The 22,274-nt window shown below is 58.0% G+C and carries 20 protein-coding genes and 1 pseudogene; 3 read left to right on the top strand and 18 right to left on the bottom strand.

Going from position 1 to position 22,274, the window contains the following annotated elements; all coding sequences use genetic code 11:
• Window positions 1-109: 109 nt before the first annotated feature.
• Complete coding sequence (locus tag ABOC21_RS27065) at window positions 110-805, bottom strand: pirin family protein (protein WP_426813928.1); 696 nt, start codon at window positions 803-805, stop codon at window positions 110-112.
• A gap of 121 nt (window positions 806-926) precedes the next feature.
• Complete coding sequence (locus tag ABOC21_RS27060) at window positions 927-1,964, bottom strand: oxidoreductase (protein WP_426813927.1); 1,038 nt, start codon at window positions 1,962-1,964, stop codon at window positions 927-929.
• Window positions 1,965-2,309: 345 nt separating this feature from the next.
• On the opposite strand from ABOC21_RS27060, the pseudogene yhhY reads away from it, so the two are divergent.
• Window positions 2,310-2,802 (top strand): annotated as a pseudogene (gene yhhY, locus ABOC21_RS27055) (N-acetyltransferase).
• Between the two features lie 44 nt (window positions 2,803-2,846).
• On the opposite strand, the gene ggt reads toward yhhY, so the two are convergent.
• Window positions 2,847-4,589 (bottom strand): gamma-glutamyltransferase, encoded by a 1,743-nt coding sequence (ggt, locus tag ABOC21_RS27050; protein ID WP_426813926.1) that lies wholly within the window; start codon window positions 4,587-4,589, stop codon window positions 2,847-2,849.
• Between the two features lie 120 nt (window positions 4,590-4,709).
• On the opposite strand from ggt, the gene ABOC21_RS27045 reads away from it, so the two are divergent.
• Window positions 4,710-5,036 carry a DUF2756 family protein gene (locus ABOC21_RS27045; RefSeq protein ID WP_426813925.1) on the top strand — a complete coding sequence of 109 codons (327 nt, stop codon included), beginning with the start codon at window positions 4,710-4,712 and terminating at the stop codon, window positions 5,034-5,036.
• An 18-nt stretch (window positions 5,037-5,054) separates the two neighbouring features.
• On the opposite strand, the gene ugpQ is transcribed toward ABOC21_RS27045, so the two are convergent.
• The 10 genes from ugpQ to livK all read right to left on the bottom strand — a co-directional run bounded on the left by ugpQ (window position 5,055) and on the right by livK (window position 15,525).
• Window positions 5,055-5,795 (bottom strand): glycerophosphodiester phosphodiesterase, encoded by a 741-nt coding sequence (ugpQ, locus tag ABOC21_RS27040; RefSeq protein ID WP_426813924.1) that lies wholly within the window; start codon window positions 5,793-5,795, stop codon window positions 5,055-5,057.
• The gene (locus tag ABOC21_RS27035) at window positions 5,792-6,862 is read right to left on the bottom strand and encodes a sn-glycerol-3-phosphate import ATP-binding protein UgpC (protein WP_426813923.1); all 1,071 of its coding nucleotides are present in this window, start codon (window positions 6,860-6,862) and stop codon (window positions 5,792-5,794) included. Before ABOC21_RS27035 ends, ugpQ begins: the two co-directional genes overlap by 4 nt.
• A gap of 269 nt (window positions 6,863-7,131) precedes the next feature.
• On the bottom strand, window positions 7,132-7,977 hold the full coding sequence (gene ugpE / locus ABOC21_RS27030) for a sn-glycerol-3-phosphate ABC transporter permease UgpE (protein ID WP_426813922.1): 846 nt from the start codon (window positions 7,975-7,977) through the stop codon (window positions 7,132-7,134).
• A complete protein-coding gene (gene ugpA, locus ABOC21_RS27025) occupies window positions 7,974-8,861 on the bottom strand; it encodes a sn-glycerol-3-phosphate ABC transporter permease UgpA (protein ID WP_426813921.1) in 888 nt (295 codons plus the stop codon). Before ugpA ends, ugpE begins: the two co-directional genes overlap by 4 nt.
• A gap of 140 nt (window positions 8,862-9,001) precedes the next feature.
• Window positions 9,002-10,318, bottom strand: coding sequence for a sn-glycerol-3-phosphate ABC transporter substrate-binding protein UgpB (gene ugpB, locus ABOC21_RS27020; RefSeq protein WP_426813920.1), 1,317 nt, complete (start codon window positions 10,316-10,318; stop codon window positions 9,002-9,004).
• 259 nt (window positions 10,319-10,577) lie between these two features.
• On the bottom strand, window positions 10,578-11,291 hold the full coding sequence (livF, locus tag ABOC21_RS27015; RefSeq protein WP_426813919.1) for a high-affinity branched-chain amino acid ABC transporter ATP-binding protein LivF: 714 nt from the start codon (window positions 11,289-11,291) through the stop codon (window positions 10,578-10,580).
• A gap of 2 nt (window positions 11,292-11,293) precedes the next feature.
• Window positions 11,294-12,061: a high-affinity branched-chain amino acid ABC transporter ATP-binding protein LivG gene (livG, locus tag ABOC21_RS27010; protein WP_041143048.1), complete on the bottom strand. Its 768-nt coding sequence runs from the start codon at window positions 12,059-12,061 to the stop codon at window positions 11,294-11,296.
• A complete protein-coding gene (livM, locus tag ABOC21_RS27005; protein WP_426813918.1) occupies window positions 12,058-13,335 on the bottom strand; it encodes a branched chain amino acid ABC transporter permease LivM in 1,278 nt (425 codons plus the stop codon). The genes livG and livM overlap by 4 nt, the downstream gene beginning before the upstream one ends.
• Window positions 13,332-14,258 carry a high-affinity branched-chain amino acid ABC transporter permease LivH gene (livH, locus tag ABOC21_RS27000; RefSeq protein WP_426813917.1) on the bottom strand — a complete coding sequence of 309 codons (927 nt, stop codon included), beginning with the start codon at window positions 14,256-14,258 and terminating at the stop codon, window positions 13,332-13,334. Before livH ends, livM begins: the two co-directional genes overlap by 4 nt.
• A 157-nt stretch (window positions 14,259-14,415) precedes the next feature.
• A complete protein-coding gene (gene livK / locus ABOC21_RS26995) occupies window positions 14,416-15,525 on the bottom strand; it encodes a high-affinity branched-chain amino acid ABC transporter substrate-binding protein LivK (protein ID WP_426813916.1) in 1,110 nt (369 codons plus the stop codon).
• A gap of 421 nt (window positions 15,526-15,946) precedes the next feature.
• On the opposite strand from livK, the gene panM reads away from it, so the two are divergent.
• The gene (gene panM / locus ABOC21_RS26990) at window positions 15,947-16,330 is read left to right on the top strand and encodes an aspartate 1-decarboxylase autocleavage activator PanM (protein ID WP_426813915.1); all 384 of its coding nucleotides are present in this window, start codon (window positions 15,947-15,949) and stop codon (window positions 16,328-16,330) included.
• Window positions 16,331-16,656: 326 nt separating this feature from the next.
• Here panM and livJ read toward each other — a convergent pair whose 3' ends face one another.
• From livJ to ftsE, 5 genes are all read right to left on the bottom strand, one after another.
• Window positions 16,657-17,760 (bottom strand): branched chain amino acid ABC transporter substrate-binding protein LivJ, encoded by a 1,104-nt coding sequence (gene livJ / locus ABOC21_RS26985; protein ID WP_426813914.1) that lies wholly within the window; start codon window positions 17,758-17,760, stop codon window positions 16,657-16,659.
• 245 nt (window positions 17,761-18,005) lie between these two features.
• Window positions 18,006-19,271, bottom strand: coding sequence for a 4-aminobutyrate--2-oxoglutarate transaminase (locus tag ABOC21_RS26980; protein WP_426813913.1), 1,266 nt, complete (start codon window positions 19,269-19,271; stop codon window positions 18,006-18,008).
• Between the two features lie 170 nt (window positions 19,272-19,441).
• Window positions 19,442-20,296, bottom strand: a complete 855-nt coding sequence (gene rpoH, locus ABOC21_RS26975; RefSeq protein WP_426813912.1) for an RNA polymerase sigma factor RpoH — start codon at window positions 20,294-20,296, stop codon at window positions 19,442-19,444.
• A 264-nt stretch (window positions 20,297-20,560) separates the two neighbouring features.
• The gene (gene ftsX / locus ABOC21_RS26970) at window positions 20,561-21,613 is read right to left on the bottom strand and encodes a permease-like cell division protein FtsX (protein ID WP_426813911.1); all 1,053 of its coding nucleotides are present in this window, start codon (window positions 21,611-21,613) and stop codon (window positions 20,561-20,563) included.
• Entirely contained in the window at window positions 21,606-22,274 is a 669-nt protein-coding gene (ftsE, locus tag ABOC21_RS26965) for a cell division ATP-binding protein FtsE (RefSeq protein ID WP_004868565.1), read from the bottom strand. The genes ftsX and ftsE overlap by 8 nt, the downstream gene beginning before the upstream one ends.

The raw sequence follows: 22,274 nt of genomic DNA, 5'->3' as shown, positions 1-22,274 counted from the left end.
GCGCTAACGGCTTTATTTAGCGTTAATGGCCGAAATCGGGCGAGCGGCGGCGCCAAAAATCCCCGGCCGCCTAAGCGACCGGGTGACCGACAGAAAGTAGGCCGGAGTATTAGACCGGCGGCAGATCGAACAGCAGAATTTCGCTGTCGCTATCGGCGTGAACCGAGATCGCCTGCTCATCCCAAATCGCCAGGCCATCGCTGGTGGTCGCTTTAGTCCCGTTGATGGTCACTTCACCTTTCACCACCTGGATCCACACGCGACGCTCCGCGGCAATCTGATGAATCGACTGCTCGTCTTTCAGCAGCGCCCAGCGGTAAAGCGCCATATCCTGATGCACTTTCAGCGAGCCTTCGCGCGCGTCCGGCGACAGCACCAGCTGTTTGCCCTGCAGCGCATCAAACCGGCGCTGCTCATAGCGCGGAGCGATGCCGTTTTCTTCCGGCATAATCCAGATTTGATACAGGTGCAGACGCTCGGTGCTGCTCGGGTTGTATTCCGAGTGACGAACCCCGGTACCGGCGCTCATGATCTGGAATTCACCTGCCGGAACCTGCTCTTTGTTGCCCATGCTGTCCTGGTGTTCAACCACCCCTTCCAGCACGTAGGTCAGAATTTCCATATCTTTATGCGGGTGGGTCCCGAAGCCCTGGCCGGCGTCAATCACGTCATCGTTAATGACGCGCAGAGCGGAAAAGCCCATAAAATTGGCGTCGTAATAGTTGGCGAAAGAGAAAGTATGCCAGGAATCGAGCCAGCCATGATTAGCGTGACCGCGTTCGTTAGCTTTGCGTAAGTAGATCATGTTGCACCCCCGTATGTTTGCGATGGAATAAGTGTGGACCCATTCCGCTAACGATCATAGAGGGTGAAAATTGACTCCTCTGTTCAAAAAATATGAATAAAAGCAGAGGAGCTGAGAAAGCTTATTTGTCGAGGGTTATCGTGGCCGGCGACGGCTGTCTGAAGCCGCGTTCAAGAATCTCCATATTGGTGAGAACGTCAGATTCCTTGATGTAATTTTCCGCCCCGTTCACCACGGTCTCGTAGAGCGAATCATAGACGCGCCCGTAGTCGCCGGTCTCCACCCGCAGCTCTTCGCGCACGCTCGCGCCGTTATCATCCACGTACTCCAGCAGGCCAATACTCTCGTCTGCCGCAAAGCCCGGCTCGCCCGGCATGATATTCGCCTTCAGGCTGGTTTCCTGCTGGTCGATGCCGTATTTGATAAACGACCCTTTATGACCGTGAACGATAAATTTCGGATACGCCAGCTTCACCAGGTGGCTGGTTTTGACAATCGCCTTCAGGTCGCCGTAGAACAGCTGAGCTTCGAAGGTATCATCCGGGTTGGCCTTATTACGCAGGCTGCGGATATCGTACGCCACGCGATCCGGGCGGCCGAACAGGGAGATGATCTGATCCATCGTATGCACGCCCAGGCCATAAAAAGCGCCATCCTGCGCTAATCCGGGCTGCGTTTCCGCCGTCGGGCGATAGAGGTCGAAGTGGCTTTCAATTTCAACGATCTCACCCAGCTTACCGCTTTCAATCGCCTTCTTAGCGGTCAGGAAGCAGGAGTCAAAGCGGCGGTTCTGGTACGGCGTTACCGTCAGCCCCCTGCTTTTTGCCAGCGCAAACAGCTCTTTTGCTTCAGCCAGCGTCGGGGTAAAGGGTTTTTCCACCAGCACGTTCTTGCCGGCCTCAAGCGCGCGCTTCGCGTAGTCAAAGTGGCTATCGGCATGGGTGCAGACAATCACCAGCTTAACCTGCGGATCGTTAAGTACCTCATCGAGATCGCTGGTGAAGTGGATATGCGAATACTGCGGCGCCTGCTCTTCCGGCTTCGCGCTGCGGCGATAGATATGCGCCACGTGCCAGCGGTCTTTGCGGTGCAGAACGTAAGGAAGATGGTAGCGGGTGGTGCTTTTACCGAATCCAATAAATGCGCAGTGCAGAGTCATAACGCAGTCCTTAGTTGAGGTTTCTGCTCCTAACCATAGCGCACCCCGGCGACGAACTTAACTCTTAACCCACTTAAGATGGCGGAAAATGACCGGCAAAAAGGCAAAAAAAAAGCCAGCACCTGGCTGGCTAAAGTAATACTGGAAGCAATGTGAGCAATGTCGTGCTTTCAGGCTTTCCGCAAGGGTCTCCCTGAATGCAGGACAATAATAATCATTCTCATTCGCACTTGTCTACTTCTTTTTGCAAAAATTAGCCGTTGACGCGTTTTTTAAAGTCAGGGATGTTGAAAGGGAGCAAATGAGCGGATAAAGCCTGATATCCAGGCGCTAAGGAGAAGAGGAATGAGTGAGATAGCGATACGCCACGCCGAACCACGCGATGCAGAACCGTTACGTCAGACTGACTGCGCACCCGGAGGTCTATCACGACACGCTACAGCTTCCTCATCCGGCGATGGAAATGTGGCAGGAGCGGCTACAGCCCCGGCCTAACGGCCACCATCTGGTCGCCAGCATTGGCGAGCAGGTCGTCGGCCACCTGATGCTGAGCGTTGAAACCCGTCCGCGCCGCAGCCACGTCGCGACCTTCGGTATGAGCGTGGCGGCGCCCTTTCACGGACGCGGCGTCGGCAGCGCCCTGATGCGCGAGATGATAAACCTGTGCGATAACTGGCTGCGCGTCGAACGCATTGAATTAACGGTCTTCGCTGATAACGCCTCCGCCATTGCCGTCTACCGCAAATACGGCTTTAGCGTTGAAGGTACCGGGCGTAAATTTGCGCTGCGCAACGGCGAATACGTCGATGCCCTCTTTATGGCGCGTCTGAAAGAGTAGCCCTTCCCAACCCTCTCCCGCTCGGGGAGAGGGTTAAAAATAGCCTAGTATCCGGCGGTTAAATCACCCGGCGAACGCGGGTCAGATGCGCCGTACAGCGTGCCGTCCGGGCCGACCATGATGCTTTGCGTGCTGCCCATCGCCTCTTTCACCGCCACCTTCTGCCCTCTTTCCGTCAGCAGCTTCAGGGTATCCGGGCTAAAGCCCTTCTCCACCCGCAGCTCATCGGGCAGCCACTGATGATGGAAGCGCGGCGCGTTGGTGGCTTCCGCGACGTTCATCCCAAAATCGATGGAGTTCACCACCATCTGCAGCACCGTCGTGATAATCCGGCTGCCGCCCGGGCTGCCGGTGACCAGCCAGGTTTTACCGTCCTTGACCACAATCGTCGGCGACATTGACGACAGCGGGCGTTTTTTCGGCCCGACGGCGTTGGCGTCGCCGCCCACCAGCCCGTAGACGTTGGGCACGCCGGGCTTGGCCGAGAAGTCATCCATCTGATTATTCATCAAAATACCGGAGTTTCCCGCCACAATGCCGGTGCCAAAAGTGGTATTCAGCGTGTAGGTCACCGCCACCGCATTGCCGTCTTTATCCACCACCGAGAAGTGGGTGGTCTGATTGCTCTCGTAAGGCGCCAGCTTGCCCGGGCGGATCTGGCTGGAGGGTTTCGCTTTGTTAATATCGATCTGTTCGGCTATCGATTTGGCGTAGTCCTTGCTGGTCAGCGCCTGCCACGGAACCTTGACAAAATCCGGGTCGCCAAGATACTCCGAGCGATCGGCATAGGCGCGCTTCTCCGCCTCCGCCATCACCTGCATAGCGTCCGCGCTGCCGAAGCCGAACTTATGCATATCGAAGTTTTCGAGGATATTGAGGATCTGCACGATGTGGATCCCCCCGGAGGAAGGCGGCGGCATCGAGAACACCTGGTAGCCGCGGTAGTCGCCGCTTATCGGCGTGCGCTCCACCGCCCGGTAATTCGCCAGGTCCGCTTTGGTGATCAGCCCGCCGTTTTTTTGCATCTCATCGGCGATCTGATCGGCAATCGCCCCTTTATAAAAGGCGTCCGGTCCGTGCTCGGCGATCAGATCCAGGCTTTTCCCCAACTGCTTTTGCACCAGCCTGTCGCCCTTTTTCAGCGGCTCACCGTTTTTCCAGAAGATCGCCCGGCTGTTGGCGTGATTCGGGATCACCTCGCTGCCGTAGGTTTTCAGGTCGTCCGCCAGCGCATCGTTGACCGTAAAGCCCTCTTCGGCCAGCTTGATGGCCGGGCGAATCACCTTGTTCAGCGGCATGGTGCCGTATTTTTCCAGCGCCAGCGAGAAGCCGGCCACGCTGCCCGGCGTGCCGGAGGCGAGATGCGAGGTCAGCGACTTTTTACTGTCCGGGTTGCCCTGGTCATCAAGGAACATATCGCGGGTCGCCTGATCCGGCGCCATTTCGCGGAAATCAATGGCCGTCGTTTTGCCATCTTTGGTGCGCAGCATCATAAAGCCGCCGCCGCCAATATTGCCCGCCTGCGGGTGCGTGACCGCCAGCGCATAGCCCACGGCAACCGCCGCATCAACGGCGTTTCCTCCCTGGCGCAAAATATCCACGCCCACGCGGGTGGCCAGCGCGTCAACCGACGCCACCATTCCCTGCCGGGCGCGAACCGGATGAAAGACGTCCTCTTCAACGCCGTAGGATACGGGAGGCGGGGCGGGGCTTGCGGCGACGGTAAAACTCCCGCCCGCCAGCAGCAATGCGATGACCGCCTGGCGCCAGAATGCTGTTGTTATCATTGCCATACTCCTGAGTCTGTTTTTGTCCCTGCATAAGCCTGGCTGATAAGTCTTAAAAAATCATTGTTATGCCAGAAAGGAGGTACACTTAAGCGATCCCACGCACGGGAGGAGAGAACAATGAAGGCAATACTATTTCTGGCGGCGCTGATGCCGTTGACCGTCATCGCACAGCCGCTCAATACCACCAACAATCCCAACCAGCCGGGGTATGTCGTCCCCAGCCAGCAGCGGATACAAAACCAGATGCAGACTCAGCAGCAGCAGCACCAGAACATGCTGAAGCAGGATATCCAGAACCAGACGCGCGTTCAGCAGCAGCATCTGCAGACGCAGCTGAATAACGGCCAGCAGCGCGTATCGCAGAGCGGGAATTTGAATCCTTCGCAGCAGCAGGTGCTGCCGAATAGCGGCGGCGGCATGCTGCCGCGACGGGCGGCCCCGTAGAGGCCGCCTGCCGGCAGATTACGGCTGGAAGTTGGGGCCGATGACGTCTATCGCATCGGTACAGATGCTGTCGACGCCCCAGCGCAGCAGCTCGGCGGCGCGCTGGGGTTTATTAACGGTATACACCAGAATATGCAGGCCGGCGGCCTTCAGGCTCGCCACCCGCTCTTCATCGAGCAGCTTATGATTGAGGTGAATCGACACGCAGCCCAGGCGGGCGGTCAGTTCGCGCCAGTCCTCACGCCACTCGTCGAGCAGCAGCCCGCGCGGCAGCTCCGGCGCCGCCTGCTGCGCCGCTTCCAGGGCGTCAATTTCAAACGATGAGAGCAGCGGCGCGGTCATGTCGTGCCACAGCTCGCGGGCCGCTAAGGCCACCACCCTGCCGGTCAGCGGGCCGGTGCCGGTGGTTGGCTTAATTTCGATATTGGCCATCATGTTCAGCTTACGGCAACGCTCCGCCACGGCGGAGAGCAGCGGCAGCGGTTCGCCTTTAAATTCGCTGCCGTACCAGCTTCCCGCATCGACGTTCAGCAGCTCATGCCACGCCAGCTCGCCCGCCACGCCCCAGCCGTTGCTGGTACGCTCGAGGTTATCGTCATGCAGCAAAAAAATTTGCCCATCTTTCGACAGCTTGGCGTCGAACTCGATCATGGTATGACCAAAGCGAGCGCCGGTATCGATAGCGGCGAGGGTATTCTCCGGCGCCAGCTTTCCGCCGCCGCGATGGGCGACGATATGGGGGTAAGGCCAGTTACTCATGCGCGTTGTCCTGTTTCACCATCAAAGAGGTGCAGATGATCCTGCGGCAAATGTAGCCACAGCGTGCTGCCCGCCGCCGGACGCTGCTGATGCGGCAGCCTGACGACCAGCTTCTGCTCGCCCCAGCGCCCGTGGGCAAGGTTATCGGCACCTAAAATTTCCAGCGTATCCATCACCAGCGGTACGCCGCCTTCCGTCTCGGAGCCTGCGGCAAAATGTTCCGGACGGATACCGAGGGTCATCTTCCGCCCGGCGTGGCGACGATGCTCGCTATTGATCGGCAGGCGCAGGCCGCCTTCCAGTTCAAAACGGCTGCCGTCATCGCTGATGCGGCCGTCCAGCAGGTTCATCGCCGGGCTGCCGATAAAGCTCGCCACAAAGCGGCTGGCCGGCTTTTCGTAAACCTCCACCGGCGTGCCAATCTGCTCGGCGACGCCTTTATTCATCACCATCACCCGCTGAGCAAGGGTCATCGCCTCGACCTGATCGTGGGTGACGTACAGCGAGGTGGTTTTCAGCCGACGGTGCAGCTGCTGAAGCTCCAGGCGCATCTGCACGCGCAGCTTGGCATCAAGGTTCGACAGCGGCTCATCAAACAGGAATACCGCCGGATCGCGAACGATGGCGCGACCCATCGCCACGCGCTGGCGCTGGCCGCCGGAGAGTTCGCGCGGGCGGCGCTTGAGCAGGCCATCGAGCTCCAGAATACGCGCCGCTTCCTGCACCCGCTCGTCAATCAGGCTTTTGCCCATCCCGCGAATTTTCAGCCCCCAGGCCATATTCTCCTCCACGCTCATATGCGGGTAGAGGGCGTAGTTCTGGAACACCATCGCGATGCCGCGATCCTTCGGCTCCATCTCGGTGACGCGCTGGCGGTTAATCCAGATATCGCCGCTGGTCACCCGTTCAAGCCCGGCCACCATCCGCAGCAGCGTCGATTTGCCGCAGCCGGAAGGCCCGACCATTACGATAAACTCCCCGTCCGCGACGTCGAGCGTCAGCGGCTGAATTACCTGGGTTTTGCCATCCCAGCTTTTGGTTACTGCCTGTAGTTTCAAACCTGACATAAAAGGTTGTATCCCTTGATTGTTCATGAACGTCGCTGGCGGCTATTTTTGCTCGGGGCAAGGCGCAAGCGTCGCAGTTTGGTGGGCCCAAATAAGACGCGAGTAACGCGGTACCGGGCAAAAATGGCCCCAGCCCTTCGGGACGCGTGCCGAAACCGCGTACTCTGCGTTGTCGGATTTGGACATAGGCCCACTATGTCCATCATCCTCCGCCTTGATTACGCGGTTTCGGCTCAGCGTCGACGCCACGAACAATCAAGGGATACAACCTACTTCTCACTGTCCACTAAACCACGCACAAACGCACGCTGCATGGCTAAAACGATAACAACCGGGGGAATCAGCGTCAGCAGCATCGCCGCCATCACCTGGTTCCACTGCGTGGTGCCTTCGCCGGTGGCGATCATGCCTTTGATACCGGCGACTGCGGTGCCGAGATTGACGTCCTGAATAATCAGCAGCGGCCACAGATACTGGTTCCAGCCGTAGATAAAGGTGATCACAAACAGCGCCGCCAGATTGGTTTTCGACAGCGGCAGCACGATGTCGCGGAAAAAGCGCATCGGCGAGGCGCCGTCGATGCGCGCCGCTTCAATCAGCTCATCCGGCAGGGTCATAAAGAACTGGCGGAACAGAAATGTGGCGGTTGCCGAGGCCATCAGCGGCAGCGTTAAGCCGGCGTAGCTATCGAGCATCTTCAGGTTGGCAATCACTTCCACCGTCGGGAAAATTCGCACCTCAACCGGCAGCATCAGGGTGATAAAGATCATCCAGAAGAACAGGTTACGTAGCGGGAAGCGGAACCAGACGATGGCGAACGCCGACAGCATCGACACCACGATTTTGCCCACCGTAATACTGAACGCCATGATGAAGCTGTTGAGCATCATCAGCCAGAACGGCGCGCTGTTGACCCCCACGCCCTGTTTCCAGATGGTGGCCATATTTTCCAGCAGGTGGCCGCCGGGGATCAGCGTCATCGGCGTTTCGAAGACCGCCTTGTTGTCCAGCGTTGCCGCGACAAAGGCGACGTACAGCGGGAACAAAATGACGGCAATACCCGCAATCAGCATGACGTGGCTGAAAATCGTCAGCCCGGGACGGTTCTCAATCATTGGTAGCGCACCTTACGTTCAACATAGCGGAATTGAACCACCGTCAGCACGATCACCAGCATCATCAGCACCACCGACTGCGCGGCGGAGGCGGAGAGATCGAGCCCGGCAAAGCCTTCACGATAGATCTTATAAATCAGCGTCGTCGTCGCCTGTACCGGCCCTCCGGCGGTGGCGGCATCGATAACCGGGAAGGTATCGAAGAAGGCGTAAACCAGGTTGACGACCAGCAGGAAGAAGCTCACCGGCGCAATCAGCGGCAGCGCCAGCTTGAAGAAGCGGCGGATCGGACCGGCGCCGTCAATTGCCGCGGCCTCCACCAGCGAGCGCGGGATCGACTGCAGCGCGGCGAAGAAAAACAGGAAGTTGTAGCTAATTTGCTTCCATACCGACGCAAAGACCACGAGGAACATCGCCTGGCCGCTGTTCTGCGCGTGGTTCCAGTCGTAGCCCATCTCGGCGAGGAAGTGGGTGATCAGCCCGCGCCCCGGGTTAAAGAGGAAAATCCACAGTACCGCGGCGACCGCGGGCGCGACGGCGTAGGGCAGCAGCATCAGCGTTTGATAGAAGCGGCTGCCGCGCACCACATAGTCGACCAGCGCGGCAAAGAACAGCGAGATGATCAGGCCGCTGAACGTTACCAGCGAGCTGAACTTGATGGTGGTCCAGAATGAGTCCAGATAGTACGGGTCGTGGAACAGGGTGACGAAGTTATCCAGGCCGACGAACTGGCTGGAGAGGCCAAAGGGATCGACGCTTTGTAGCGAATACCACAGCGCTTCGCCGGCGGGCCAGATAAAGAAAATAATGGTGATAATCAGCTGCGGCGCGACCAGCAGGTAGGGCAGCCAGCGCGAGCGGAATACCGGACGGGTTGATGACATGAGGTTACTCTTTTGCTCAATGATGCCAAATGATCCGCAGCTCTCGGCGATCGCCAAAGGTAGAAGTTCCCCGGCAAGCAGCGGCGCTGCCGGGGAACGTTGGTTCGACCTACTGCCCTGAATCGCTCAGCATCAATACGTTACGACTTAGTCGACTGCTCGAAACGACGCAGCAGCTGGTTACCGCGCTCAACCGCTGAATCCAGCGCCTGCTGCGGGGTTTTCTTGCCGGTCCAAACGCTCTCCAGCTCCTCGTCAACAACGGTGCGGATCTGCGGCATATTGCCCAGGCGCAGGCCTTTGGTGAACGGCAGCGGCGGCTTGTTCAGCATCTGGCGGGTGGCGATATCGGCGCCGGGGTTCTTGTCATAGAAGCCCTGCTGACGGGTCAGATCGTAAGCGGCGGTGGTGATCGGCAGATAGCCGGTTTTCTGGTGCCATTCCGCAGCGATTTCCGGTTTTGTGAGGAATTCGAGGAATTTCGCCACCCCGGTATAGGTCTCTTTGTCTTTCCCCTGCATCACCCACAGGCTCGCCCCGCCGATAATGGCGTTCTGCGGCGCGCCCTTAACGTCGGCATCGTACGGCATCATGCCGACGCCGTAGTTGAATTTGGCGTACTGGCGGATATCGGCCAGCGAACCGGAGGAGGCGGTGGTAATCGCGCAGTCGCCGTTATAGAACTTCTCGGTGGACTCGTCTTTACGCCCGAAGTAGCTGAAGTCGCCCTTCTTGTTCATCGCTTCCAGCATGGTGATATGCTTCACCTGCTCCGGCTTGTTGAACTCCAGAACCGCGTCGGTACCGTCGAAGCCGTTGTTTTTGGTAGCCACCGGCAGACCGTGCCAGGCGCTGAAGTTCTCAATCTGAATCCAGCCCTGCCAGCCGCTGGCGTAGCCGCACTTCATGCCGGCCGCCTTCAGCTTCGCGGTATAGGCGGCCAGATCCTGCCAGGTTTTTGGCGGCTGCTCCGGATCTAAGCCGGCTTTTTTGAAGGCGTCTTTGTTGTAGTACAGCACCGGAGTCGAGCTGTTAAACGGCTGAGAGAGGAGGTGGCCGGTTTTAGAATCGGTGTAGTAGCCGGAAACGGTCGGTACGAACTGCGATTCATCAAACTTAATGCCCGCATCGGTGAAGACCTGATACACCGGCTTGATGGCTTTGGACGCCATCATCGTCGCGGTGCCGACTTCATAAACCTGGAGGATCGCCGGGGCGTTGCCGGTACGGAATGCGGCGATACCGGCGCTCAGGCTCTGCTCGTAGTTACCTTTGTACACCGGCGTAATTTTGTAATCCGGATTGGCCGCGTTGAAACGTTGCGCCAGAGAATCAACTTCTTTACCCAGCTCCCCTTCCATTGAGTGCCAGAACGGAATGGTAGTTACTGCGAGGGCCTGGCCGGCAAATGCCAGGCTAAGCGCCAGTCCTAAAGCCGTATGTCGTAACGATATCATCGGTTATCTCTCTTGTTGTTCCAGATGCGCGATTTCACGCGTTTGATGTTCGCGGGGGTAACATGACATGCTCGAATTACAGAAAAATAACTCTTTTATTACAAAAAAAAGATAGTAAGGCGTCAGGGAGATGGCAAGACGATGAAAGATCGGAGACTGGAAAGTGGGAGCTGCGACACGTCAAGGATACGATCCCCGGCCGGCGCCGTTCTGGCTGAGGGATATCCCGGCCGGGCGGCCGGGAATAAGAGCGAGGAGATTAGCCTCCCAGGTAGGCGCTACGCACCGCCTCGTTAGCCAGCAGGGCGTCGCCCGTATCTTCAAGCACCACGTGGCCGTTCTCGAGCACGTAGCCGCGATCGGCAAGCTTCAGCGCCTGGTTGGCGTTCTGCTCCACAAGGAAAATGGTCATCCCCTGCTCGCGCAGCTGTTCGATGGTGTTGAAAATCTGCTGGATAATAATCGGCGCCAGGCCCAGCGAAGGTTCATCAAGCAGCAGCAGGCGCGGCTGGCTCATCAGCGCGCGGCCAATCGCCAGCATCTGCTGTTCGCCGCCGGACATGGTGCCCGCGCGCTGAATGCGGCGCTCAAGCAGACGCGGGAACAGTTCGTATACCCACTTAATGCGGGTCTGGAACTGGTCACGGTCGGCAAAAAAGCCGCCCATCGCGAGGTTCTCTTCGACCGTCATACGTGAAAAGACGCGGCGCCCTTCCGGAACAATCGCCACCGCTTCGCGCATGATTTTCGCGGTCTGCCAGTCGGTAATATCCTTACCGTCAAACACCACCTTCCCGCTGCTGGCGCGCGGGTCGCCGCACAGGGTGCCGAGCAGCGTGGTTTTACCCGCGCCGTTGGCGCCAATCAGGGTCACAATCTCCCCCTGATTGATATGCAGGCTGACGTTATGCAGCGCCTGAATCTTGCCGTAGTGGGCGCTTACGTTGTCAAAAGATAACATCACTTTTCCCATGCTTATGCCTCACCAAGGTATGCGCGGATCACGTCCGGGTTGTTGCGGATCTCTTCCGGCGTTCCGTTGGCCAGCGGCGTGCCCTGGTTTACCACGTAAATGCGATCGGAAATGCCCATCACCAGCTTCATATCGTGTTCAATCAGCAGGATGGTGGTGTTGTGATGACTGCGCAGCTCGGCGATCAGCTCGTCGAGCTCCTTGGTCTCTTTGGGGTTCAGACCCGCAGCGGGTTCATCCAGCATCAGGATTTCCGGCTGCGTCACCATGCAGCGGGCAATCTCCAGCCGCCGCTGGTCGCCGTAGGCGAGGTTGCTGGCCTGGCGGTTAGCCTGCTCCAGCAGGCCGATACGTTCGAGCCAGGCGGCGGCGCGATCCAGCGCTTCGCTCTGCGCGCGGCGGAAGGTCGGCGTTTTCAGCAGCCCGGAGAAGACGCCGGTTTTCAGCTGCTGATGCTGGGCCACCAGCAGGTTTTCAATCACCGTCATTTCACGGAACAGGCGCACGTGCTGGAAGGTACGCACGACGCCCATGCGGGCAATCTGCTGGCCCGGCAGCCCTTCCAGGTGCTGGTCGCGCAGCATAATCGAACCGCCGGTCGGCTTATAGAAACCGGTGAGGCAGTTAAACACCGTGGTCTTCCCGGCGCCGTTAGGGCCGATCAGCGAAACAATTTCCTGCGGGCGCAGCTCCAGCGACACATTGTTGACCGCCAGCAGGCCGCCAAAGCGCATCATCAGGCCGCTTACGGATAATAATGGCTGACTCATGCCTGCTCTCCTTTGGCCTGACCTTTTTTCAGCTTCAGCTGCGGGCGCGTCATCGGCAGCAGACCCTGCGGACGCCAGATCATCATCAGTACCATCAGACCACCCAGCATCAGCATGCTGTATTCGTTGAAATCACGCATCAGCTCGCGCGATACCACCAGTAAAATAGCGGCCAGAATCACCGCGAACTGCGAGCCCATTCCGCCCAGCACGACGATGGCCAGCACGAAGGCCGACTCGGCGAAGGTAAAGGATTCCGGGCTGACGAAGCCCTGGCGGGCGGCAAACAGCGTCCCGGCGAAACCGGCAAACGCGGCGCTGATGGTAAAGGCGGTCAGCTTGATGCGCGTCGGATTGAGGCCCAGAGAACGGCAGGCAATCTCATCTTCACGCAGCGCTTCCCACGCGCGGCCCAGCGGCATGCGCAGCAGGCGGTTAATCACGAACAGCGAGAGGACCACCAGCAGCAGCGCCACCAGGTAGAGGAAAATCACCCGATCGCTGGGGTCGTATTTGACGCCAAAGAAGTTGCTGAAGGTATCCCAACCCCCTTCGCGCGCGCTGCGGCTAAACTCGAGGCCAAACAGCGTCGGCTTAGGGATCTGGCTGATGCCGTTCGGGCCGCCGGTCACTTCGGTGTTATTGAGCAGCAAAATACGCACGATTTCGCCGAAGCCGAGGGTCACAATCGCCAGATAGTCGCCGCGCAGGCGCAGCACCGGGAAGCCCAGCAGGAAGCCCGCGGCGGCCGAGACCAGCCCCGCCAGCGGCAGGCAGGTCCAGAAGCCGAGGCCGTAATAGTGGTTCAGCAGCGCGAAGGTGTAGGCGCCGATAGCGTAGAAACCGCCATAGCCGAGCACCAGCAGGCCGGAGAGCCCAACCACCACATTCAGCCCCAGACCGAGAATGATGTAAATCATGGTCAGGGTGGCGATATCCACCGTGCCGCGCGACACCATAAACGGCCACGCGACGGCGATAACCAGCAGCGCCACCAGGAACAGCTTCTGCTTTACCGTCGACCCGTCGATGGCCGGCAGAATAAACTTCGGCCCGGAGACGTTTTTCAGGGTTTTCTGGAACAGCGGGCGCATCAGCTGGAAGAAGAACACCACCGCCGTGCCGATGAAGATCCACTGCCAGCGGATATCCGCCGCGGTATCCACCACCAGCCTGGTGCCGTTAAGCTCCAGCTGCACGCCCATAAAGACGCCGGCCAGAATAAAGAACATCGCCGCGGAGAGCAGCGCCATTGCAATATGCATCGGTTTCATACTTTCTCAACCTCCGGGCGACCCAGGATGCCGGTAGGCATCACTAACAGCACCAGAATCAGCAGCGCGAAGGAGACCACGTCTTTATATTCGGTGCTGAGGTAGGCGGAGGAGAGCGCCTCGGCGATGCCCAGAATCAGGCCGCCGATCATCGCGCCAGGAATGCTGCCGATGCCGCCCAGTACCGCGGCGGTAAATGCTTTCATCCCGGCCATAAAGCCGATATAGGGGTTGATAACGCCGTAGAACTGACCGAGCAGCACCCCGGCGACCGCCGCCATCGCGGCGCCGATAACAAAGGTCAGGGCAATAACGCGATCGGTGTTAATTCCCAGCAGGCTGGCCATTTTCAGGTCTTCCGCGCAGGCGCGGCAGGCGCGGCCCATGCGCGAATAGCGAATAAACAGCGTCAGCGCCAGCATCGCCACAAAGGTGACGATCCAAATCACCAGCTGCATGGTGGTGATCGTGGCAGAGAAGTTTTCGCTGCTGCCCACCGTCCACTGGCCGTTAAACAGGCTCGGCAGCGCCACGTCGCGCGACCCTTCCGTCAGGCTGACGTAGTTTTGCAGGAAGATTGACATCCCGATGGCGGAAATCAGCGCAATCAGGCGTTTAGAGCTGCGCACCGGCCGATAGGCCACGCGTTCAATGCTCCAGCCATAGGCGCTGGCAATAATGATCGCCCCGACGAATCCGGCGGCGACCAGCAGCCAGCCGGTGTCGATGCCCATCATCATCAGCGCGGCGATGATCATGAAGGAGACGTAGCTGCCGATCATATACACCTCGCCGTGGGCGAAGTTAATCATGCCAATAATGCCGTATACCATCGTGTAACCGATGGCGATCAGCGCATAGGTACTGCCCAGCGTGACGCCGTTAAACATCTGCTGCAGAAAGTAGAGAAACTGCTCGGACATAAGGTAACCTTTCTAAACCCGACAAGGCGGGATGTTGAATCCCACTCTCAACGACTCGAGCGGCGGACGGACGGCAAACTTTCCCCTCCCCGGGAGTCTCCGGGGCGGATAAGCGTCGGCGACGCATCCGCGGCTCAAACCATGACGAGTGGTTGTCTTATTTTGCGGCCGAGGATGACCCATCCGCATGCCACTGGAAGACACCGAACTCAAATCCCTTCAAATCGCCTTTTTCGTCCCAATTCAGCGGCCCAATCACGGTTTTCGCGCCGTGAGCTTTCAGATCTTTGATTAAGTCCAGCGGCTCCTGGCTGCTGCTTCTGTCCATCGCCTGCGCTAAGGACTGCACGGCAGCGTAGGTAATCCAGACGTACGGCCCGCTCGGATCTTTTTTCTCCGCCTTCAGCGCATTTACGATAGCGCCGTTTGCCGGATCCTGGTCATAGCGTTTCGGCATTGTCACCAGCATGCCTTCCGCCGCGGCGCCTGCGATATTGGACAGCGAGGCATTGCCCACGCCCTCAGGACCCATAAAGACGGTTTTCAGGCCGTTAGCCCGCGCCTGACGCAGCATCTGGCCCATTTCCGGGTAATAGCCGCCGTAGTAAACGAAATCAATATTCTCTTTCTGCAGGCGGGACAGTAGCGCGGAGAAGTCTTTCTCACCGGCGGTGATTCCGTCGAAGAAGACGATGTTGGCGTTGCCTTTTTTCAGGCTCTCCTGGACCGAACGCGCCAGGCCTTCACCGTACTGCTGCTTGTCATGAATGATAGCAATACGCTGCGGTTTCACCTTTTCCAGAATATATTTTGCGGCGGTCGGCCCCTGCGCGGAGTCGAGACCGGCGGTGCGCATGATGTACTGATAGCCGCGCTGGGTCAGCTCGGGGTTAGTGGCCCCCGGAGAGATCATCAGAATGCCTTCATCTTCGTAGATGTCGGAGGCCGGCTGCGTTGAGGAGGAGCAGAGGTGGCCGATAACGTATTTAATCCCTTCGTTAACGATTTTGTTCGCCACCGCGACGGCCTGTTTAGGGTCGCAGGCGTCGTCATACTCTACGCCAACCAGCTTATCGCCCTTAATCCCGCCCTGCGCGTTAATATCTTTAATTGCCTGACGCGCGCCGTTGAACTCCATGTCGCCCCATTGCGCTACCGGGCCAGACATCGCGCCAACGACGGCGACTTTTATCTCTTTGGCGATTACCGCGTGCGACATGGTCAGTGCGACTAATCCCGCAATGATTGTTTTCGCATTCCTTTTCATGCTTCAGAACCCCGTTCGTGATTTGGTGTAAATATTTTGTATTTTTATGGTTAAAAAGCATTCTGTGCTTTTATTAAACAACGCTAGTTTTACCATGATCTTTAATGGTTTAGCGCAGCTTTTTACCTGAAACCAGATTAAAATCTCTATTTTTCAGGCGATTAAGCAAAGATAATATTCTGTATTCACCGGAAGATAAACAAAAAAAGTCCCATTTCCAGCATAAAATAACGATACATATGGCGGAATAAAACGCTGCATTTTAGGTTAAAACTCTGCTTATTTTTCGATCCATAACGTATTGCGCTACCCTGACTTAACCAGGAGAACGAATCGCCTGATGAATGCGCAAAAAACAGCGCTCCGCGGGGGAGTAATTTTGGGTACACTGGCGCATCCGTTTTGACTGGACTTGCCGCGCATGAAACTGACCATTATTCGTTTAACGCACTTCAGCGATCAGGATCGCATCGATTTAGGGAAAATCTGGCCATCGCGCGATCTGGCCGGAGTCCCCGTAGATGAAAGCCACGCCATTTACGCCGCCCGCTTTAACGAGCGCCTGCTGGCCGCCGTTTGCGTGACCTTAGACGGCGCCGAGGGCGAACTGAGCGCGCTGTGCGTACGAGAAGTCACCCGTCGTCGCGGCGTCGGGCAGTATCTGCTGGAAGAGGTGCTGCAAAGAAATCCCCAAATCGCGCGCTGGCGGATGGCGGATAGCGGCATTGAAGACCCGCGCGTCATGTCAGCGTTTATGCAGGCCCTGGGCTTCAGCACCCATGACGGCGGTTGGGAAAAGCATTAAAAACGCAGCGGGAGAATCCCGGATAGCGGCATATCACGCCTTATCCTGGCGATGATTACTGCAGCTTATTCAGCATGACCTTTATCCAGGCAACGATATCACTCTTCATTTCACCCATAACCCCCTCTTTTCCAGGCCGTAAATTGACCATTCATTTAACCAGGATTTTTCTCTTATCCGGCCTACAAATTGACAATTTATTTAACCGAGAATTTCGCGCTACAGGCAGGCGGCAAGCTCTGAAATCCCCGGGAGCTTACATGAGTAAGTGACCGGGGTTGAGGAGCGCAGCCAGCGCACCTGTAGCGTGAAAGGTGAAGGTTAAATTATTTGGCGTCGGTCGCGGTACCATCCGCATGCCAGGTAAACACGCCGAACTCGAAGCCTTTCAGGTCGCCCTTCTCGTCCCATGACAGCGGCCCCATCACGGTATCAACGGAGTTTGCCTTCAGGTATTTCGCAATGGCCGCCGGGTCTTCAGACTGGTTCAGGCCGGCCTGCAGCGATTGGATCGCCGCGTAGGTGGTCCAGACAAACGCGCCGCTCGGATCCTGTTTTTTCGCTTTGATTGCGTCAACGATCGGTTTGTTCGCCGGCACCTGGTCGTAGTTCTTCGGTTTGGTTACCAGCATGCCTTCAGCGGACTGACCGGCAATGTTAGACAGGGAAACGTTCGCTACGCCTTCCGGTCCCATAAACTGCGTTTTCAGGCCAGCCGCGCGCGATTGACGCAGAATCTGCCCCATCTCCGGGTGATAGCCGCCGTAGTAGACGAAGTCGATATTCTCTTTCTTCAGGCGCGCCACCAGCGTGGAGAAATCTTTCTCACCGGCGGTAATACCGTCAAAGAACACGACGTTAGCGCCGCCTTTTTTCAGGCCATCCTGCACCGCACGCGCCAGGCCTTCGCCATATTGCTGCTTGTCATGCACGATCGCGATACGCTGAGGTTTAACTTTATCGATGATATATTTCGCCGCCGTCGGGCCCTGGTCAGAATCGAGGCCGGTGGTGCGCAGAATCATTTTATATCCGCGCGCGGTCAGCTCCGGCGCCGTCGCGGCCGGGGTGATCATCAGAATGCCTTCGTCTTCATAGATATCGGACGCCGGCTGGGTAGAAGAGGAGCATAAGTGGCCGATCACGTACTTAATGCCGTCGTTGACGACCTTGTTGGCCACCGCTACCGCCTGTTTCGGGTCGCAGGCGTCGTCATATTTTACGATTTGCAGCTTATTGCCTTTGATACCGCCCTTCGCGTTAATATCGGTAACCGCCTGCTCAGCGCCGGTAAACTCCTGATCGCCATACTGCGCCACCGGGCCAGACATCGCTCCCACTACGGCAATTTTGATATCTTCCGCCAGCGCTGCGTTGCTCATGATCAAGGCGATACATCCTGCCAGTAACGCTTTACCCTTCATATTCATCCTGAAGCTCCCCACTATTATGGTTTTTTGCATTTGTTGTGATGTTGTTTTTTAGCGCATTATTCTAATTAATCACATAAGAAAAGCATATGATAGCTAGATTAAGGTCTGCCGCTCGCGCCTTTGCAGCACACTATGCTAGAACATATGCCATTTTTCAGAATTTGAAACAACAATTTTTTAGGTTATGTAACAGTTATGTGACTGAAGCAGAGCGCCACTCCGCAGAGTGGCGAGATGTGAGGCTATGCGGCCAGCGCGCGCTGAATAATCGTCAGCGCCTGGCGGAATTGCCCATCGGGGATGGTCAGCGGGTAGAGGAAGCGGATGACGTTGCCGTAAACGCCGCAGGTCAGCAGCAGCAGCCCTTCGGCCAGCGCGCGCTGCTGGACGGCTTGGGCGAACGCGCTCGACGGCTCGCCGGTTTGCGGATCGAAAAACTCGACCGCAACCATCGACCCCCGCCCGCGGACGTCGGCAATTTGCGGGCACGTCGCTTTAGCCTGCTCAAGGACTTCCACCAGATGGTGGCCGAGCTCGTTTGCCCGCTGGCAAAGCTGCTCTTCGGCGATCACGTCCAGCACCGCGTGCGCGGCGGCAATCGCCAGCGGGTTCCCGGCGTAGGTTCCGCCGAGACCGCCCGGCGCCGGGGCATCCATCACCTCCGCCCGCCCGGCAACCGCCGACAGCGGCATCCCGCCCGCCAGGCTTTTCGCCATGGTTATCAGGTCTGGCTGCACGCTATGGTGCTCCATCGCAAACAGCTTGCCGGTTCGCCCAAAGCCGGACTGCACCTCATCCGCAATCAGCAGGATGCCGTGGGTATCGCACAGCGCGCGCAGCGCCTGCATAAACCCGGCAGGCGCAACGTTAAACCCGCCCTCGCCCTGCACCGGCTCAATAACGATGGCCGCCACCTGATCCGCGGCGATATCGGTTTTGAAGAGGCGTTCGAGGCTTTTTATCGCCTCTTCGCTGCTGACGCCGTGCAGCGGATTAGGGTACTGAGCGTGGAAAACGGAGCCCGGGAACGGACCGAAGCCGATTTTATAGGGAGCGACCTTACCGGTCAGCGCCATCGTCATGTAGGTTCGGCCGTGGAAAGCGCCGCCAAAGGTGATGATTCCCGGGCGGCGGGTCCAGGCGCGGGCAATTTTGACCGCATTCTCCACCGCTTCCGCGCCGGTGGAGAAGAAGGCCGTTTTCACGGCGCCGGAGAGCGGAACCAAAGCGTTAATGCGTTCCGCCAGCGTGACGTAGCTGGCGTAGGGGACAATCTGATAAGCCGTATGGGTAAAGGCCTCCAGCTGCGAGGCCACCGCGGCGACAACTTTGGGATGCCGGTGCCCGGTATTGAGCACCGCAATTCCCGCCGCGAAATCGATAAACTCCCGGCCTTCGATATCCCACAGCGTGGCGTTCTCGGCCTTTTGCGCGTAGAAATCGCACATCACGCCCACGCCGCGCGGCGTCGCCTGCTGGCGACGCTGATTAAGATCGTTATTTTTCACCCGCCTTCTCCCTTCATGAATTGAGTAAGCCATGCCTCTCTAAAAACAATAGCGCCTGCCCGGCATTCAAGCCCAGCGGAAGAAGAAATTAATATGGCAGAAGCGTGGAGGGATAAAAAACAAAAAGCCCCCGCCGGGACAGCGAGGGCTTCTTTTGGCGCCGATCGGATTTATGCTTCGATGGCGGTACGTAGTTTCTTCATGGCGTTCTTTTCAAGCTGGCGCACGCGCTCGGCCGAAACGCCGTAGCGATCCGCCAGCTCCTGCAGCGTGGACTTGTTGTCTTCGTCCAGCCAGCGGGCGCGAATGATATCCTGGCTACGCTCGTCCAGGCCCTGCATCGCGTCGGTCAGCCTGTTTGCCGCCTGCTCTTCCCAGTTATCGTCTTCAATGCCGTCGGCAAAGTTGGACGTTTTATCCTGCAGATAGAGCACCGGCGCCATCGGCTGGCTATCGGACTCATCGTCCGACGACATGTCGAAGGTCATGTCCTGCGCCGCCATACGCGATTCCATCTCACGCACGTCTTTGCTCGACACGCCCAGCTCGCGGGCCACCATTTCGACTTCATCCTGGTTAAACCAGCCCAGACGCTGCTTGGTTTTACGCAGGTTAAAGAACAGCTTACGCTGGGCTTTGGTGGTCGCGACTTTCACAATACGCCAGTTACGCAGAACGTATTCGTGAATTTCGGCCTTAATCCAGTGCACGGCAAAGGAGACCAGGCGCACGCCGACTTCCGGATTAAAACGGCGTACGGCTTTCATCAGGCCAATGTTGCCTTCCTGAATCAGATCCGCCTGCGGCAGGCCATAGCCCGAGTAGTTACGAGCAATATGAACAACAAAGCGCAGGTGAGACAGGATCAGCCTTTTCGCTGCTTCCAGATCGCCCTGGTAATGCAGCTTTTCAGCAAGCTCCCGCTCTTCATCGGCCGATAACATCGGCCATGTGTTCGCAGCCCGGATATAGGATTCCAGGTTACCAACGGGGGCTAAGGCTAAAGTTTGCATATCTTTGGTCATTCAAATCCTCTCAATCGATATCGTCTGGCGCGACAGTTCCCGCTTAGACAGCCGGGCAACAAACATGCCAGCGTTTATGAGCAACGAGAATATCACCCACATTAGTATCAGACAGTGATTTTATCCACAAGTTCCATGCAACGGTGTGAATACATTACGCACAAAATGTGACATGGAGATGAAGCGTAGGGAAGAGACAACAGGGACTCTTTCCCTGCAGAGAGACATTCAGTCAGTGCAGGGAAAGATTATACCAGAAAATTTTTAATCGGGAGTAAAGTGACGTAAATGTTGCACCGTCGCCAGCCAGGCCGCGACCCAGCCGATCATCGAGCAGACGATCAGCATCAGCAGACACTCGTCGAAGCCGAGGCCGCTGAGCTCAAACTGGGTACCGAACACCTTCGCCACCTCCGTGACCGCCGATGACAGGCGCATCACCATAATCTCCGACAGGATCAGCGACAGGAACGCACCGCAGAAGCCCAGCAGCGCGCCGCCGTAGAGGAACGGACGCAGGATAAAACCGTCGGTCGCGCCAATCAGCTTCTGCACGTTGATGGTGTCGCGGCGGGCAAAGATGCTCAGGCGCACGCTGTTGCCGATCACCAGGAACACGGCGGCCACCATCAGCACGCCGATCAGCGCCGAGACGCGGCCAACCAGCCCGGTCAGCGAAGAGAGGCGCGCAAACCAGCTGTCATCCATACGGACTTCGTCGATGCCCTGAATGTGCTTAATCCGATCGCGCAGGGTGTTGAGCGAGTCGGTTCCCTGGAAATCCAGCTTCGGCACGACAATCGCCACCGCCGGCAGCGGGTTCTCTTCCAGCATATCCAGCGCGCCGCCAAAGCCGGACCAGTTGCGGAACTCGCCTAAGGCTTCATCCCGCGACAGATAGTTGACCTTCTCCACGCCCTGCTCGGCCTGCAGCTGCCCGACCACCCGCGCCGCGGCGTCATCGTCCAGCGTCTTCTCCAGATAAACGGTGATCTGCGGCGATGGATAGTACTGCGACGCCGCGCTGTTAACGTTTTTGTACACCATGTAGCACACGCTCGGCAGCGTCAGCGAAATGGCGATAACCATGATGGTCAGGAAGGTGGCCAGCGGCGTGCCTTTCAGATCCTGAACCGCGCCGTGCCATGCGTAGCGCACCTGCTCATTGAAAACGTTACTTTTCCGGGAAGCCGGATTCGGCGCCGCTTTCGGCCGCTTCGGCGCATTGCGCCCGCCGCCTGCCCCTGTGGCATTGCGGATGCGATCAAATCGGCTGCCAAACTGGCGAATGTGGTTTATTGCGTCGCGCTTATTCACCCCAGTGGCCTCCGTGCATATGTCCGTCGCTCAGGGTCAGCATGCGATACGAACGACTGGAGATCAGCCCCAGGTCGTGCGTCGCCATCAGAACCGTGACCCCTACGCGGTTAAACTCTTCAAACAGACGTAAAATCCCCTCCGAGAGCGCCTCATCGAGGTTACCGGTCGGTTCATCCGCCAGCAGCACCGCCGGCTTGTTCACCACCGCCCGGGCGATGCCCACGCGCTGCTGCTCGCCGCCGGAGAGTTGGATCGGAAGGTTTTTCGCTTTGTCCAGCAGCCCGACTTTATCCAGCGCGGCCGATACCCGGCGGCGAATATCGTCGCCACTGGCGCCGGCAATAATCAGCGGGATCGCCACGTTGTCAAACACGGTGCGATCCATCAGCAGGTGGTGATCCTGGAAAATCATGCCGATCTGGCGGCGCAAAAACGGCACCTCCCGGCTCTTCAGGCGGCTGATATCGTGGCCGCCGAACAAAATTTTGCCGGCGCTCGGCCGCTCGATGCCGCAGATAAGCTTGAGCAGGGTACTTTTCCCCGCGCCGGAGTGGCCGGTCAGGAACGCCATCTCGCCCGACTGCAGGTGGAAGTTCACCCCCTGCAGCGCTTGTCTCCCACCGAGATAGGCTTTGCTGACTTGTTCAAAGCGAATCAT

Origin of the sequence: Klebsiella sp. WOUb02 (assembly GCF_050058015.1) — a bacterium.
Lineage (GTDB): Bacteria > Pseudomonadota > Gammaproteobacteria > Enterobacterales > Enterobacteriaceae > Klebsiella.
This window is presented reverse-complemented; position numbering and strand designations above follow the sequence as displayed.